12 protein-coding genes are annotated in these 16,052 nt (G+C 72.8%); 4 read left to right on the top strand and 8 right to left on the bottom strand.

All coding sequences use genetic code 11. The annotated features are described in order from the left end of the window. Positions 1 to 65: 65 nt before the first annotated feature. A complete protein-coding gene (locus AC07F0_RS16050; RefSeq protein WP_436726995.1) occupies positions 66 to 1,358 on the bottom strand; it encodes an RNA polymerase sigma factor in 1,293 nt (430 codons plus the stop codon). A gap of 140 nt (positions 1,359 to 1,498) precedes the next feature. Here AC07F0_RS16050 and AC07F0_RS16045 point away from each other — a divergent pair, with 140 nt between their 5' ends. Together AC07F0_RS16045 and AC07F0_RS16040 are read left to right on the top strand one after the other, a co-directional pair. Then, complete coding sequence (locus tag AC07F0_RS16045) at positions 1,499 to 2,116, top strand: hypothetical protein (RefSeq protein ID WP_478979238.1); 618 nt, start codon at positions 1,499 to 1,501, stop codon at positions 2,114 to 2,116. After that, entirely contained in the window at positions 2,113 to 3,111 is a 999-nt protein-coding gene (locus AC07F0_RS16040) for a nucleotidyl transferase AbiEii/AbiGii toxin family protein (protein WP_478979235.1), read from the top strand. The genes AC07F0_RS16045 and AC07F0_RS16040 overlap by 4 nt, the downstream gene beginning before the upstream one ends. A 6-nt stretch (positions 3,112 to 3,117) precedes the next feature. Here AC07F0_RS16040 and dnaG read toward each other — a convergent pair whose 3' ends face one another. The 4 genes from dnaG to AC07F0_RS16020 form a co-directional block, all read right to left on the bottom strand. Continuing rightward, positions 3,118 to 5,040 (bottom strand): DNA primase, encoded by a 1,923-nt coding sequence (dnaG, locus tag AC07F0_RS16035; protein WP_478979233.1) that lies wholly within the window; start codon positions 5,038 to 5,040, stop codon positions 3,118 to 3,120. Between the two features lie 117 nt (positions 5,041 to 5,157). Next, positions 5,158 to 6,423, bottom strand: coding sequence for an NAD(P)/FAD-dependent oxidoreductase (locus AC07F0_RS16030; protein ID WP_478979230.1), 1,266 nt, complete (start codon positions 6,421 to 6,423; stop codon positions 5,158 to 5,160). A gap of 167 nt (positions 6,424 to 6,590) precedes the next feature. Beyond that, on the bottom strand, positions 6,591 to 7,868 hold the full coding sequence (locus AC07F0_RS16025; RefSeq protein ID WP_478979227.1) for a deoxyguanosinetriphosphate triphosphohydrolase: 1,278 nt from the start codon (positions 7,866 to 7,868) through the stop codon (positions 6,591 to 6,593). Between the two features lie 116 nt (positions 7,869 to 7,984). Further along, complete coding sequence (locus tag AC07F0_RS16020; protein ID WP_478979224.1) at positions 7,985 to 8,770, bottom strand: sirohydrochlorin chelatase; 786 nt, start codon at positions 8,768 to 8,770, stop codon at positions 7,985 to 7,987. Between the two features lie 215 nt (positions 8,771 to 8,985). Between AC07F0_RS16020 and AC07F0_RS16015 the strand changes: the two genes are divergently transcribed. Then, positions 8,986 to 9,672, top strand: coding sequence for a SanA/YdcF family protein (locus AC07F0_RS16015; protein ID WP_478979221.1), 687 nt, complete (start codon positions 8,986 to 8,988; stop codon positions 9,670 to 9,672). A 69-nt stretch (positions 9,673 to 9,741) separates the two neighbouring features. Here AC07F0_RS16015 and AC07F0_RS16010 read toward each other — a convergent pair whose 3' ends face one another. The 3 genes from AC07F0_RS16010 to AC07F0_RS16000 are packed head-to-tail and all read right to left on the bottom strand — an operon-like array spanning position 9,742 to position 13,316. Next, a complete protein-coding gene (locus AC07F0_RS16010) occupies positions 9,742 to 10,509 on the bottom strand; it encodes an enoyl-CoA hydratase-related protein (RefSeq protein ID WP_478979218.1) in 768 nt (255 codons plus the stop codon). A gap of 21 nt (positions 10,510 to 10,530) precedes the next feature. Then, a complete protein-coding gene (locus AC07F0_RS16005) occupies positions 10,531 to 11,799 on the bottom strand; it encodes a ferredoxin reductase domain-containing protein (protein ID WP_478979215.1) in 1,269 nt (422 codons plus the stop codon). Then, positions 11,796 to 13,316: an amino acid adenylation domain-containing protein gene (locus AC07F0_RS16000; RefSeq protein WP_478979212.1), complete on the bottom strand. Its 1,521-nt coding sequence runs from the start codon at positions 13,314 to 13,316 to the stop codon at positions 11,796 to 11,798. The genes AC07F0_RS16005 and AC07F0_RS16000 overlap by 4 nt, the downstream gene beginning before the upstream one ends. A 372-nt stretch (positions 13,317 to 13,688) precedes the next feature. Here AC07F0_RS16000 and AC07F0_RS15995 point away from each other — a divergent pair, with 372 nt between their 5' ends. Next, entirely contained in the window at positions 13,689 to 15,869 is a 2,181-nt protein-coding gene (locus tag AC07F0_RS15995) for a molybdopterin oxidoreductase family protein (protein ID WP_478979209.1), read from the top strand. Positions 15,870 to 16,052: the final 183 nt, after the last annotated feature.

Below are 16,052 nucleotides of genomic sequence, written 5' to 3'. Positions count from 1 at the left end.
CCATGTGGTGTCGTGGGGCGGCTGCGGGCCGTCGCGACCAGCCCCCGGCCGGCCCGCAGACGGCATCAGTCCAGATAGCCCCTCAACTGGTCCGCGAAGGTGTGGTCCCGGAGTTTGTTCAGGGTCTTCGACTCGATCTGACGGATGCGTTCCCTCGTGACGCCGAAGATCCTGCCTATCTCCTCCAGCGTGCGCGGGCGGCCGTCGGCCAGGCCGTACCTCAGTTGGACGACCTTCCGCTCCCGCTCACCAAGGGTGGACAGGACCGCCTCCAGGTGCTCCTTGAGCAACAGGAACGCGGCCGACTCGACCGGTGATGTCGCGTCGCCGTCCTCTATGAGGTCGCCGAGGGCGACTTCGTCCTCCTCCCCCACCGGCGCGTGCAGCGACACCGGCTCCTGGGCGAGGCGCAGCACTTCGCTGACGCGCTCCGGCGGCAGGTCGAGGTGGGCGGCGACCTCTTCCGGTGTCGGCTCGTAGCCCCTTTCCTGGAGCATGCGGCGCTGGACGCGGACGACCCGGTTGATGAGCTCCACGACGTGCACGGGGACCCGGATGGTGCGGGCCTGGTCGGCCAGGGCGCGGGACATGGCCTGGCGGATCCACCAGGTGGCGTAGGTGGAGAACTTGTATCCGCGGGCGTAGTCGAACTTCTCGACGGCCCGGATGAGTCCGAGGTTGCCCTCCTGGACGAGGTCGAGCATGGTCAGGCCGCGTCCGACGTAGCGCTTGGCGACGGAGACGACCAGGCGCAGGTTGGCCTCGATGAGGCGGCGCTTGGCCATCCGGCCCATGACGACGAGCCGGTCGAGGTCCAGTGCCAGCTGGCTGTCCAGGTCGGGGGCGAGCCGCAGCTTCTCCTCGGCGAACAGGCCGGCCTCGACGCGGCGGGCGAGTTCGACCTCCTCGGCGGCGGTCAGCAGGGGGATGCGGCCGATCTCCCGCAGGTACTGGCGGAACAGGTCGGAGGAGGGGCCGCCGGTGTCGGGGCGGGCCCGCGGCGGTTCGACGGGCTCGGGAGCCTCGATCGTCTCGACGGCCTCGGCGGGCGGCTCCTCGGGTTCCGTCTCGGGGTGGAGCACGACGCGGCCTTGCGCCGGGACCGCGGGGAGGACGTCGTCCTCCCCGTCCGGTGCGGCGCCGTCAGCGCCGATGGCGCCGCTGACGTCGGTCTGGGTGAGGGTCTGGGTCTGCACGGGGGCGACCTCCAGGATGATCGCTGCCAAGGCGGGCGGCAGCGGTACTTCGGGGGCGGAGTCGGCGGCCTCGCCGCTGTCCGTCCCGTACGCGATGAGCGGAACCGCGGGGGTCTGGGACCCGTCGGGGACGGATCGGCCGCGCTCCGAGGACTCAGGCACCGGAACCCAGTGTGGGGTAAGACACATCGTCGCCACGAGGGGCGTGCGATGACTTTTTGCTTCCGGTCCGTGACCGCGCGGTCGCCCCCTGGTGGGAAACCCGGATGCCTCACGCGTCCCTGGTCTGCGAGGATCGGCCGATGTCCGCTTCCCTGTACGAATCGCATGTGACGGTTCGCTGCGCCGGACCCGACGAGTCCGCGCGGCTGCGCCGGTGGGCGGCCGCGGCCGGCTTCAAGCTGACGCACATCGTGCTGGCCAGGGGCCGGATGCGTGACCAGCCGATGCTCACGCTGTCCGGTTCGCCGTCGTACGCCTGCGAATCGGCGCGGGCGCGCGAGGTGGCGGCGCGCTTGCGCGCGGACGGTTTCGAGCCGGTCCGCGTGAAGATCGAGTCGTCGCCGTGGGCACCGGAGGTGCCGCGCGAACCGTGCGACGGCGGACGGTACTTCGAGCACCATGTGAAGCTGCTGCTCGCCTCGGGCACGGACCTGCCGGCCCTCGCGGCCCGCGTCGTGCCGCACGGCGCCCACCTGTCGTGGAACGCCAGGCGGGTGCGGGGCACACGGCACGAGCGGTTCGTGACCCAGCGCTGCCGCGCGGTGGACGCCGAGGGCGCCGGACGGGCGCTGGAGCGACTGCTCACGGAGCTACGGGGATACGAAGTGCTCGGCGTGGAGCGCGAGTTCGTGCTCCACGACAGTGATCTGTCGGTGGACGAGGGATGGCTGGAGGAGCCGGTGGGGGTACGGACATGACCGGGACGTCGTGGGAGAGGTTCGGGTGGCAGAACCCGGAGATACCCCGGGAGCCGCTGGACGAGGCCACCCGCAGGGCGGAGCACCTGCCGAAGACGCTGCGGCCGGTGCCGGGGGACGACGTGGTGCAGCGCCCGGTCTTCGACCCGGCCCTGAAGCAGCATCGGAACGCCTACCGGGCCACCGATCCGAGCTTCACCGACCCGGCCCGGGGCGAGGCCTGGCGGGCCGCCCGCCGTCGGGCCCTGCATCTGGTGCTGGCGGCCGTCTCCGGTTCGCCCTGGGTGGATGCGCTGGTGCTGCGGGGCAGCGTGCTGATGTCGGCGTGGTTCGGGGAGGCCGCGCGTGAGCCGGGGGACCTGGACTTCGTCGTCGTGCCGCACACCTGGCGGATCGAGGACGGCCGGACGGACCGGATGCTGACCGGCATCGCCGAGGCGGCGCAGGAACTGGCCGAGGCGCGCGGGGATGAGGTCGGGGTCTCGGCGCGCGGCGCGGTCGTCGAGGACATCTGGACCTACGAGCGGGTGCCGGGCCGGCGGATGGTGCTCCCCTGGGGCGCGCCCGGGCTGCCCGGCGGCCATGTCCAGCTGGACTTCGTCTTCAACGAGCGGCTGCCCGAGGAGCCCGGGCCGGTGGAGCTGCCGGGCGGTGTGCTCGTGCAGGCGGCGACGCCGGAACTGTCGCTGGCGTGGAAGCTGATGTGGATCATCAACGACACGTACGCCCAGGGCAAGGACCTGTACGACGCCGTCCTGCTGGCCGAGCGGCATCCGCTGCGCTACGAGCTGCTGCACGAGGTGTTCCGGCTGTCGGGCGAGTGGCCGTACCCCTACCGCGAGAAGATCCTGCTGGAGGACGTGGTGGAGGCGGTCGGGTACGTGGAGTGGAACCACTTCGTCACCGAGTATCCGCGCTTCGGGAACGACGAGCGGGAGTTCGCCGAGCGGCTGGTGCGGGCGGTGACGCCGACGTTCGAAGGGGGCGGGGTCTGAGCGGCGTCAGAGCGCGGCGGCGCCGTGTTCCCGCAGGGCCTGGTCGTACTGCTGGAGGACCCAGAGCTCGTTCTGCACGGCGGCCAGCTGGGCGGGGTCGCCGTGGGTGCCGAGGCGGGTGAGCTGGCCGGTGATGTCGCGGATGCGGCGTTCGACGGCGCGGCGGCGGACGGTGACCAACTGGGCGCCCGCGTAGGTCTCGTCGACGCCCTTCACGCCCTTGTGCAGCAGGATCGCCTCGACGGCCAGTTCCGTCACCATCGCGCGGACCACGTCGTCCGGGGCGGCCTCGCGGACCTTCACCAGGTAGTCCTGGGGGTCCGCGACGCCCAGTTCGGCGCCGCCGGCGTCCAGGATGGCCTGGCGTACGGCGGCGTAGGGCGGGGCGGTGAACTCGTCGACGCCGTACGCGTCGAAGGCCGGGGAGACCAGCTCGGGGCGCTGGAGGGCGAGTTTGAGGAGTTCGCGTTCGGTGGCGTAGACGGGGTTGCGGAGGTTGAGGGCCGGGCCGCGGGGGCCCGCGGACGGCTGGGCGGCGGCGTACTGCTGAGCCCCGTGCTGGTGCCGGTCCGGGGCCGGGCCCTTGCCGCCGCGGTCGCGGGCCCAGCGGGCCAGCTGGGCCACGCGCTTGACCACGAACTGGGTGTCGAGGATGCCGAGCATGCCGGCGAGCTGGACGGCGACCTCGTGCTGGGCGCCGCTGTTCTTGATGCGGGCGACGATCGGCGCGGCCTCGTCCAGGGCGGCGGCGCGGCCGGCCGGGGTGTCGAGGTCGTAGCGGCTCACGATCTGGCGCAGGGCGAACTCGAAGAGCGGGGTGCGGGGTTCGACCAGGTCCGCCACCGCCTCGTCGCCCTTGGCCAAGCGCAGGTCGCAGGGGTCCATGCCGTCGGGGGCGATGGCGATGTACGTCTCGGCGGCGAACTTCTGGTCGTCCTCGAAGGCGCGCAGAGCGGCCTTCTGGCCGGCCGCGTCGCCGTCGAAGGTGAAGATGACGCGGGCCGAGCCGTTGTCCATCAGCAGCCGGCGGAGGATCTTGATGTGGTCGCCGCCGAAGGCCGTGCCGCAGGTGGCGATGGCGGTGGTCACCCCGGCCAGGTGGCAGGCCATCACGTCCGTGTAGCCCTCGACGACCACCGCGCGGCTCGTCTTCGCGATCTCCTTCTTCGCCAGGTCGATGCCGTAGAGGACCTGGGACTTGCGGTAGATCGGCGTGTCGGGCGTGTTCAGGTACTTGGGGCCGTTGTCCGCCTCGTAGAGCTTGCGGGCGCCGAAGCCGACGACCTCGCCGCCGATGTCGCGGATGGGCCACATCAGCCGGCCGCGGAAGCGGTCGATGGGGCCGCGGCGGCCCTCCTGGGCGAGGCCGGAGAGCAGGATCTCCTTGTCGGTGAAGCCCTTGCCGCGCAGATAGCGCGTGAGGTGGTCCCAGCCCTGGGGGCTGTAGCCGACGCCGAAGTGGACGGCGGCGGCCTGGTCGAAACCGCGCTCGGCGAGGAAGACCCGGCCGGTGTCGGCCTCGGGGGAGGTCGCGAGCTGTTCCGCGTACCACTCGGCCGCGATCTTGTGGGCCTCGACCAGACGGATCCGTTCGCCGCGCTGGTGGGAGGGGTTGTACCCGCCCTCCTCGTAGCGCAGGGTGATGCCCGCCTGGCCGGCCAGGCGCTCGACCGCCTCCGAGAAGGAGAGGTGGTCGATCTTCATCACGAACGTGATGGTGTCGCCGCCCTCCTGGCAGCCGAAGCAGTGGAAGAGTCCCTTGCCCGGGCTGACCTGGAAGGACGGTGACTTCTCGTCGTGGAACGGGCACAGGCCCTTGAGGTTGCCGCCGCCCGCGTTGCGCAGCTGGAGGTACTCGGACACCACGGCGTCGATCGGGACCGCGTCCCGTACCGCCTTCACGTCCTCGTCGTTGATCCGTCCAGCCACGGAGTGATTCTACGGGGCGGAACCGACACTCCTGCGGCGGTGAGCGCCCCCCTGCCGGGGGTCCGGGGGGGTGCCCCCGGGGATTGCAGCACGGGGGCGGACCGACAGTCCTGACGGCTACGAGGCGAGGCTGTCCAGCGGTGCGTGCGGGTCCGCCAGCGCCTCCGTGTCCACCCGGGCCTTGGAGCGGATCAGCTGCTGGATCTTGTCTGTGACATCCCACACGTTCACGTTCATCCCGGCCAGCACCCGGCCCTCCTTCATCCAGAAGGCGATGAACTCGCGTCGGCTCGCATCGCCCCGGATCACCACCTGGTCGTACGTCCCCGGCGGCGCCCAGCCCGAGTACTCCATGCCGAGGTCGTACTGGTCGGAGAAGAAGTAGGGCACCCGGTCGTACGTCACGTCCCGGCCGAGCATGCAGCGGGCGGCCGCCGGTCCGCCGTTCAGCGCGTTGGCCCAGTGCTCCACCCGCAGACCGGTCTCGAAGAGGGGGTGGGGGAAGGAGGCCACGTCGCCGGCCGCGTAGATGTCGGGGTCGGAGGTGCGCAGCCGCTCGTCGACCACGACGCCGCCGCCGCGCCCCCGGTCGGCGATCTCCAGCCCGGCCGCCTCCGCGAGAGCGACCCGCGGGGCCGCGCCGATCGCGGCCAGGACGTCGTGCGCCGGGTGTTCCTCGCCGTCGTCCGTGCGGGCCGCGAGGACCATGCCGTCCTGGCCGACGATCTCGGTGAGCCGGCTGCCGAAGTGGAAGCGGACGCCGTGGTCGCGGTGCAGGTCGGCGAAGAGCTGGCCGAGCTCGGGGCCGAGGACGTGGTGCAGCGGGGTCGGCCCGCTGTGGACCACGGTGACCTCCGCGCCGTACTCGCGGGCCGCCGCCGCGACCTCCAGGCCGATCCAGCCGGCGCCCGCGATCACGAGGTGCCCGTTGTCCCGCCCGAGGTTGGTCAGGACGTGCTTGAGCCGCTCGGCGTGGGCGAGCCGGCGCAGGTGGTGGACGCCGGCCAGGTCCGTGCCCGGGATGTCCAGGCGGCGGGGCTCGGCGCCGGTCGCCAGGAGCAGCTTGTCGTAGCGGACGACCGTGCCGTCCTCGCCGAAGCGGACCGTCCGGGCCGCACGGTCGATCGCGTCGACGGTCTGGCCGAGGTGCAGCTCGATGTCGTTCGCCGCGTACCAGGCGGGCTCGTGCACGAAGACGCTGTCGCGTTCCTCCTTGCCCAGGAGGTAGCCCTTGGACAGCGGCGGACGCTCGTAGGGGTGGTCGCGTTCGTCGCAGATCAGTATCACCCGGCCGGTGAAGCCCTCCGCCCGGAGCGTCTCGGCCGCCTTGGCGCCGGCGAGTCCGCCTCCGACGATGACGAATGTCTGATCCGCGTCGACCACTTGGTGCCTCCTCGTAAGGGTGTCGCCACTTGCGAGCGTCCCGCACGGAGCGTGATGCGGGAAGAGGGAGTGACCCGATCAGGCCACGGAGGGTCACGATCGGGCGTGCCGTGTTCCCCTGTCTCCCGGGTGTTGTCCCCTGTTTCCCATGGGTTTTCCCACCAGTCTCATGCGTGCCCTGTCAGACGGGCGTGAAGCGAGCGGGCGGAGGTGTCGGTGAGGGAGGCGATCTGGTCGACGATCACCCGTTTGCGGGCCCGGTCGTCCGGCGCCCGGTCGAACAGGGCGCGGAACTGCGGGTCCAGGCCGTCCGGCGCGCGGGCGGTGAGCGCCTCGGCCAGTTCGGCGACGACGACGCGCTGGTCGGCGCGCAGGCGTTCCTGCTCGGCGCGCTGCATGACGTAGAGGTCGGCGACGGCCTTGAGGACGGCGCACTCCAGACGGGCCTCGCGCGGCACGACCAGTTCCGCGGCGTACCGCGTGAGCCGTCCGGTGCCGTAGGCGGTGCGGGTCGCGGTCTCGGCGGCCAGGCAGAAGCGGCCGATGAGCTGGCTGGTGGCGTCCTTCAGACGGGCCTGGGCGACGGCGGTGCCGTCGTAGCCGTGCGGCCACCACTCCTGGGCGAGGAGCCGGTCCAGGGCCTCGGCGAGTTCGGCGGGGTCGGTGTCCGCCGGTACGTAGCGGTCCCGGGCGACCTGGAAGACGTCCTGCCGTTCGGGTTCGGCGTGCAGGCAGTTGGGGTCGATGTGGCCGGCGTGCAGGCCGTCCTCCACGTCGTGCACCGAGTAGGCCACGTCGTCGGACCAGTCCATGACCTGCGCCTCGAAGCAGGTCCGGGTGCCGGGGGCGTCCTTGCGGACCCAGTCGAAGACCGGGCGGTCGTCGTCGTAGACACCGAACTTGCGGGACGCCGGGTCGATGGGGTGGGCGCTGCGGGGCCAGGGGTACTTGGTGGCGGCGTCGAGGGCGGCGCGGGTGAGGTTGAGGCCGACGGAGCCTTCGGGGGTGAACCGTTTGGGCTCGATGCGGGTGAGGAGTCTCAGGGACTGGGCGTTGCCCTCGAAGCCGCCACAGTCCGCCGCGAACTCGTTGAGGGCCTGTTCGCCGTTGTGGCCGAAGGGCGGGTGGCCGAGGTCGTGGGAGAGGCAGGCGGCTTCCACGAGGTCCGGGTCACAGCCGAGGGCCGCGCCCAGCTCGCGGCCCACCTGGGCGCATTCGAGGGAGTGGGTGAGGCGGGTGCGGGGGCTGGCGTCCCAGGCCGGGCCCATGGTGCCGGGCGTTACCACTTGGGTTTTGCCGGCGAGTCTTCTCAGGGCGGCGCTGTGCAGGACTCGGGCGCGGTCGCGTTGGAAGGCGGTGCGGCCGGGGCGCTTGTCTGGTTCCGGGGCCCAGCGGTCGGCTGACGCCGGGTCGTAGGCCGGGGGGTGTTGTGAGGTGCCGTCCATGTGCCGACAGTATGCGCCTGTGCGTCTGCCGGGCTTTGTTTCCGGGCGGGTGCGGGTCGATCTGGGCTGGTCGCGCAGTTCCCCGCGCCCCTGAGGTCGGTGCAGTACCCCGCGTTCTAAGCCGAGGCCAATGTGGGCACAGCCGGCGAAGCCGCCGCGAGGGCCTCGTCGTAGCGGTGGAGGAGGAGGCGGGCCATGGACGGGTGCGTGCCGAGGGGGGCCGCTGCTATCCAGGGGGCCGACCGGGTGCACTCCGTGGCGAAGCGGCCGGGGGCCGTGAAGTAGGAGGCCAGGGCGATGCGGTGGCGGCCCCTTGCGAGGAGGGTGCGGACGGCCGACTGGACCGTCGGGGTCGCGGCGGAGGCGTAGGCGGGGATGACGGGAACGCCGAGGCGGGCGGCGAGGAGGTGGGCCGTGCGGCCGGTGTCCGTCTTGGCGTCCGGGTCGCGGGAGCCCGCGGCGGCGAGGACGACGGCGCTGGTGCGGCGGGTCGCCTCGTCCATGTGAGCGGGCCAGCCGGCCTCCGTCAGGCGGGACTGGAGGGCGTCCACCAGGAGGGGGTGCGGGCCCAGGGGGGCCGCCAGGTGGGTGCGGGCCTTGGAGGCCGCGGCCATCTCGGGGATGTCCTGCTTGACGTGGTAGCCGCGGCTGAGGAGGAGGGGGACCAGGACCGCCTCCGTGTCGCCCAGGGCGGCGAGCGTGTCGGGGAGCAGGGGGGCGTTCAGTTCGATGTGCCCGAGGTGCACCGGCACGTCGGGGCGCTGCGCGCGGACGCGGTCCAGGAGCGCGCGTACGGTGCTCAGCGCGCGGGGGTCGCGGCTGCCGTGCGCCACGACCACGAGGGCGGGCGGGGCCGGGCGGCGCGTGGCGGGCTGCGGGACGAGGCTGAGCTGGCTGGGCATGCCATCGATGGTCGCCGCCGCACGTTGCCTTCCCGTTGCGTGGGCGTCACGGGTGTTTTCCGGCGGTTCACGATGTGGGACGGGTGGAGTGTGAGGCGGCCTGACCTGGCGGTTCCGTGTAACGCGTGAAGCTGGTCACGCGGAGGCGGATGAACCTGGCGGTCCGTGTGGACGTCCCTGACTGTCGAGGGGCCGACCTGGGGAGGGACCGTCCGATGCGTCCTGTGACGTTCCGCAGACCGCGGCTGCCGCGTACCCGGCGAGGGTGGCGGCGGCTGGTGCAGGCGGTGATGGCCGGGTGTGTGCTCGCGTTGCTGCCGGCGACCTGGATGTACGTGGCCGCGGGTGACCGGCTGCGGACGGCGTCGGACGTACCGCGGACCGATGTGGCCGTGGTGTTCGGTGCCGGGCTGTGGGACGGGGAGCCGTCGCCGTACCTCGCGCACCGGCTGGACGCGGCGGCCTCGCTGTACCGCGCGGGGCGGGTCGAGGTGGTGCTCGTCACCGGGGACAACAGCCGCGAGGACTACGACGAGCCGGACGCGATGCGGGTGTATCTGACGCGGCACGGGGTGCCCGACGGGCGGATCGTCAGCGACTACGCCGGGTTCGACACCTGGGACTCCTGCGTGCGCGCGAAGAAGATCTTCGGGGTGGACGAGGCCGTGCTGATCAGCCAGGGCTTCCACATCCGGCGGGCGGTGGCTCTGTGTCAGGCGGCGGGTGTCGAGTCGTACGGGGTGGGGGTCGACGCCGTGCATGACGCGACCTGGTACTACGGGGGCGCCCGGGAGATCCTCGCAGCCGGGAAGGCGGCTCTGGACGCGGCGTTCCGCCCGGATCCCCGGTTCCTCGGGCCCCGGGAGCCGGGCGTGGAACGGGCGTTGGCCACGGCCGAATAGCGGACCGGGCCGTCCGCCGGGGGCGGGAGCGCGGCCGGTGCGCTCCCGCCCCTGGCCGGCCTGTGGCCGTCAGCGTCCGTGGAAGCGCGAGGGCCGCTTCTCCAGGAACGCCGTCATTCCCTCCTTCTGGTCCTCGGTGGCGAACAGGGCGTGGAACACCCGCCGTTCGTAGCGCAGGCCGTCCCGCAGGCCTGTCTCCAGGGCCCGGTCGACGCACTCGCGGGCCGCCCTGACCGCCGTACGGCCGTACGAGGCGATGGCCACCGCCGCTTCCAGGGCCTCGGCGAGGACCCGGTCGTCGGGCACGACGCGGGAGACCAAGCCGCAGCGCTCGGCCTCCCGGGCGTCCATGGTGCGGCCGGTGAGAATGAGGTCCATCGCCTTGGCCCGGCCGACCAGACGGGTCAGCCGCTGGGTGCCGCCGATGCCGGGTATCACGCCCAGTTTGATCTCCGGCTGGCCGAAGAGCGCCGACTCGCCCGCGACGACCAGGTCGCACATCATGGCCAGCTCGCAGCCGCCGCCGAGCGCGTAACCGGACACGGCGGCGATCTTCGGGGTGCGCAGGGCCGCGAAGTCCTCCCAGGCCGCGAAGTAGTCCTCGGACATCATGTCGACGGCCGATCTGCCCGCCATCTCCCTGATGTCCGCGCCGGCCGCGAAGACTTTCTCCGAGCCGGTGACGACGAAGCAGCCGACGTCGGGGTCGTCGTCCAACGGGACGAGGAGGCCGAGGAGTTCGGCGAGCAGCTCGGAGCTGAGCGCGTTCAGGGCGTGCGGGCGGTGCAGGCGGACGGTCACGACACGGCCGTCCCGTTCGGCTTTCAGGTGGTTCATCTTCCCTCCCTGGACGGTGGGTCACGAGTCCCAGATCGCGCCGTACGCCGGAATGCCGCGCCGTTCCAGGCCGTGCACCACCTGCCAGGTCAGCCGCTTGTTGGAGATGCAGATGACCGCCTCCGCGCCGAACTCGCGGTACGCGGCGTGGGCGAGCCGCACCATGTCGGGCTTGCCGTGCCGGGAGGTGTCCCAGACCAGGGCGTGCGGCTGGACGGCGAGGATCTCGTCGACGAGGGCGTCGCCGTAGGTGGCGCGGGGGTCTCGGGTCGCCCAGACCAGGCGCGAGGGGACCTCCCCGGCGAGCAGATGGGGCAGGCAGGGGCCGATGCCGCTGCCGGTCGCGACGTAGACGACCTTCCTGAACAGGACCTCGATGTTGGCGACTCCGGCCGTGGTGATGCCCTTCACCCACACCCGCGACGGCAGGTCGTCGATGAAGGAGCCGGTCCAGTCACCGGCGCGGGAGATGGTGAGCCGGAAGCCGGAGCGGCCGGGGGCGGGGACGTTGGCGAAGGAGTGCCATTCCTTCAGCGGGCTGCGGCTGATCGCGGTCGAGGAGCCGGCGAAGGGGGTCTCGCCGTAGTCGAAGCGGGCCAGCGCCACGTGGCGGGAGGGGCGTTCGGTGCGGACGTCCACCTTGCGCAGTCGCAGCCAGGGCAGGGCCACGCTGAACGTGACGACGGCGAGGACCGCGAGCGGCACCGGTCCCTGGCCGGACAGCAGGGTGTGGGTCCACAAGAGCGCGAGGGCGCTCCAGCCGCCGAAGCGGTGGATCTTCTCGAAGTGGTCGTGCCGGCGGGAGCGCAAGGGTGGCAGGGCGGTGGCGATGATCAGGGCGAGGAGGGCCACCAGGGTCCAGCTCACCGTGATCAGCGGCAGGTCGGTTCCGGCGCGGGTCAGCGCGAGCGTCAGGGCCAGGAACCAGGCTGTCGCGGCCAGCGCCCCGCCCATGTGCAGCCCGCCGAAGTGGTACACCTTCCCGAGCGTCCAGCGGATCTTCAGCGGCCAGTGCACCGGGGCCGAAGTCGCCAGCCGGAACAGGAGGTTGATGACGTACTGCTGGCGTACCAGGACGGCGAGGGCGAGGTTGGCGAGGGCGGCGTGCCCGAGGGTGGGCGTGGCCGGGGGTCCGGCGGCCCACAGGTACGCCGCGTTGGCCAGGAGGACCAGGGCCGCGAGGCGGTTGTAGTGCATCAGCCGGGGGTGTTTGAGCAGGCGGCGGGGGGCCGGCAGGAGCGGCGGGAGCTCGCCCGTGTCCTGGCGGGTCCGGGCCGGGGACGTGGTCATCGGGCCACCGCCAGGCGTTGTTCGAGCATGCCCAGCAGGGCCTGTTTGTCGACTTTGCCGCGGTCGGTCTCGGGGAGGAAGGCGAGGGGCAGGACCTGCTCGGGGACGCAGTAGTAGGGCAGGGCGTCCGCGACCGCGCGGCGGGCCGTGTCGGGGTCGACGTCGGCGGGGCAGACGAAGGACACCAGGGTGCGGGCGTCGCGTTTCAGGGTGACGGCGCGGGTGCAGCCGGCGGCCGTCTCCAGGACGGCGGAGACGGAGTCCAGCTCGACGCGGAAGCCGCGCACCTTGACCTGGTCGTCGGTGCGCCCGAGGTGCTCCAGCTCACCGTCGGGGGTCCAGCGGCCGAGGTCCCGGGTGCGGAACATGCGCCGGCCGCCGCCGAGGAAGGGGTCGGGGGCGTAACGCTCGGCGTTGAGGGCGTCGTCACCGAGGTAGCCCGCACAGACGCAGTCGCCGCCCGCCCACATCTCGCCGGGCTCGCCGATGGGCAGCGGGCGCCGGTCGGCATCGAGGACGTAGACCGTGTTGTTGGGGGTGGGGCGGCCGATGGTGAGCCGCGGGGCGGCCGGGTCGTGGCGGCTCATGGTGTTGACGATCGTGGTTTCCGTCGGGCCGCAGCAGTTGTGGAAGACGGCCCGCCGGGCCCAGCGGTCGGCCAGCGGGCGCGGGCAGGGCTCCCCGGCGACGGCGACGGTGCGCACGCGCGGGCAGGCGGCGGGGTCGAGGCCGGACAGCACGGTCGGCGTGGCGATCAGCACGTCGGCGGTGCGGGCCGCCGCGGCGATGTCCTTGCCGCGGATGACGAGGGTGCCGCCGTGGGCGAGGCAGCCCAGGATCTCCCAGGCGGCCATGTCGAAGGCGATGTTCAGGAGCTGGGCGACCCGGTCGCCGGGGCGGATGCCGAGGCCGCCCGGCTCGGTGAGCAGGATGTTGGCGACGTTGCGGTGGGTGACCTTCACGCCGTTGGGGCGGCCGGTGGTGCCGGAGGTGAACAGCACGTAGCAGCCGTCGTCGCCCGTGACGCGCGGGCGCGGGGGCGGGGCGTACGGCTGCGGCTCGTCGAGCGCGAGGAGGCGGTGGCCGTCCGGCAGCGGCACCCGGTGGGCGTGTTCGGCGCCGGTGAGGACGACCCGGGTCCGGGCGGTGCGGATGACGTGGGTGAGCTGGGCCGGGGGCGCGAGGCCGATGTCCTGCGGGACGTAGGCGGCGCCGGCCTTCAGGATGCCGAGCAGGCCGACGAGCATCGGGATCGAGCGGCGGACGAACAGGCCGACGTGGTCGCCGGGGCGTACGCCCTCGCGGACGAGGCGGGCGGCGAGGGCACCGGCGTACCGGTCGAGCTCGCCGTAGGTGAGGCGCGCGCCCTGGTGTTCGGCCGCCACGGCGTGGGGGGTGGCGGCGGCGTGCCGGGCGACGGCGTGGTGCAGGAGCGGGTCGGGGACGGGGACGGTGGGGCCCCGGCCGTACTGGTGGAACAGCTGCCGGTCATGGGGGGTGAGATGGCGCAGAGGCATGGTCGGGTGGCCTCCTGGCTGTGTTCGAGGGTCGGATTGCCACACGCGGCGGGGCCGCGGGTGGATGCAGCCGTGAGCGGCGGGCATGCCCGGGTGTCGAACGCCGTGCGGAGTCGTGCGAGCGCTGCGCGTAGCGAGAGCGTAGTGCCACTGCTTCAACTCTCAACGAGGTCGGATCAGCCAAGAAAGGAGAGCAATGAGCCACATGTGACGTTTTTCGTCACATCGGCAACGTCCGTGCCGGTCGGCGGCGACCTGAAGGCGGACAGGCGTGTGCCTCACGTCGGCGGGGTGGTCGCGGGGAGGTTGCCGTCCCTGCCGCGTAACAGGGAACCGTCCCGGGCGTAACACGGCCGAAGCAGGCTGAACGGTATGCAGACCACCGCCACGCCCACGCACTGCCCGTACTGCGCCCTGCAGTGCGGGATGAACCTGACGCCCGCGCCCGACGGGACCGTCGAGGTGAGCGAGCGTACGGACTTCCCGGTGAACCGGGGCGCGCTGTGCGGCAAGGGCCGTACGGCTCCGGCGGTGCTGGCCTCGAACGTGCGACTGACCTCGCCGTTGGTGCGCGAGGGGGGCGCGCTGGTGCCGGCCTCCTGGGACGAGGCGCTGAACCGCGTCGTCGAGGGGCTGCGCAGTACGCGCGCGCAGTACGGGCCGGACGGGGTCGGGGTGTTCGGCGGGGGCGGTCTGACGAACGAGAAGGCGTACACGCTCGGCAAGTTCGCGCGGGTCGTGCTCGGCACGTCCCAGATCGACTACAACGGCCGTTTCTGCATGTCGTCGGCCGCGGCGGCCGGGATCAAGGCGTTCGGTCTCGACCGGGGGCTGCCGTTCCCGCTGGAGGACATCCCGAAGACCGGCTGTGTGATCCTGGTCGGCTCGAACCTCGCGGAGACCATGCCGCCGTCGCTGCGTTTCCTCACCGAGCTGAAGGAGAACGGCGGCACGCTGATCGTCATCGACCCGCGCCGCACGAGGACCGCCGAGCAGGCGGACCTGCACCTGGCGCCCCGCCCGGGCACGGACCTGGCGCTCGCCCTGGGCCTGCTGCACCTGGTGATCGCCGAGGGCCGGGTGGACGAGGAGTACGTCCGGGAGCGGACCGCGGGCTGGGAGGACGCCCGGGCCGCCGCGATGGCGCACTGGCCGGAGTACGTGGAGCGGATCACGGGGGTGTCCGTTCCCGAACTGCGGGAGACGGTACGGATGTTCTGCGAGCCGGAGTCGGCGATGGTGCTCACGGCACGCGGGCCCGAGCAGCAGTCCAAGGGCACCGACACGGTGGGCGCGTGGATCAACCTGTGCCTGGCGACCGGGCGGGCGGGCCGCCCGCTGTCCGGGTACGGCTGCCTGACCGGGCAGGGCAACGGGCAGGGCGGCCGCGAACACGGGCAGAAGGCCGACCAGTTGCCGGGCTACCGCAAGCTCGACGACCCGGCGGCGCGGCGGCATGTCGCCGAGGTGTGGGGCGTGGACCCCGACTCGCTGCCGGGGCCGGGGCGCAGTGCGTACGAGCTGCTGGACGCGCTGGGCACGGACATCAGGTCCCTGCTGCTGATGGCGTCCAACCCGGTGGTGTCGGCGCCGCGTGCCGCGCACGTCGAGGAGCGCATCAAGTCCCTGGACTTCCTGGCCGTGTGCGACGTGGTCCTGTCGGAGACGGCGGCGCTCGCCGACGTCGTGCTGCCGGTCACCCAGTGGGCCGAGGAGACGGGCACGACGACCAACCTGGAGGGCAGGGTCCTGCTCCGCCGCCAGGCCATCACCCCGCCCGACGGCGTCCGCAGCGACCTGGAGGTCCTGCACGAACTGGCCGCCCGCCTGGGCGTGGAGAAGGGCTTCCCGACCGACCCCGAGGAGATCTTCGAGGAACTCCGCCGGGCGAGCGCGGGCGGCCCCGCGGACTACTCCGGGATCACGTACCGCAGGATCGTCGAGGAGAACGGGGTGTTCTGGCCTTGCCCGGCGGTGGAGCCGGCGGGCCTGACGGGGGCCGAGGACGGGGCGGGTGGCCCTGCCGCGCAACGGGGCGCTGCGGGCCGCCCGGCCTCCACCGAGACGGAGGAGACGGTGGGCGTCGCCCACCCCGGCACCCCGCGCCTCTTCCTCGACCGTTTCGCCACGCCCGACGGACGCGCCCGCTTCGTCCCCGTCTCGCACCGGGCCATCGCCGAGGAACCGGATGACGAGTACCCCGTGCTGCTCACCACGGGCCGGGTCGTGGCGCAGTACCAGTCCGGGGCGCAGACCCGGCGTGTGGCGGAGCTGAACGCCGCCGCGCCCGGGCCGTTCGTGGAACTGCATCCGCGGCTCGCGGCCCGGCTCGGGGCGGCCGAGGGCGATCCCGTGGCCGTGGTGTCCCGGCGGGGCCGGGCCGTGGCGCCCGCCCGGATCACCAGCACGATCCGCCCCGACACCGTCTTCATGCCGTTCCACTGGCCGGGCGAGGGCCGCGCCAACTCCCTCACCAACCCCGCGCTCGACCCGACCTCCCGGATGCCGGAGTTCAAGGCGTGCGCGGTGCGGCTGGAGGCGGTGCGGCCCTGAGCGGTGCTCGCAGCGGGCTTCGCGCGCTCAGGGGCGGTGACCTGCCGTCGGCCCGCTCCGCCATGTGCTTGCACCTGCGGGCCGCCTTCGGCGACAGCGAGCGCTTCCGCGCCCGTTCACCCGAACTCTTGGCCATGGTTTCCTCGTCCGCGCCGGTGCGGCGGAACGGGCGCGCACCACGTC

The sequence above is a fragment of the Streptomyces sp. NPDC045955 genome (assembly GCF_056430805.1).
The sequence above is the reverse complement of the archived record's forward strand: the minus strand, read 5'-3'. Positions and strand labels throughout refer to the sequence as shown.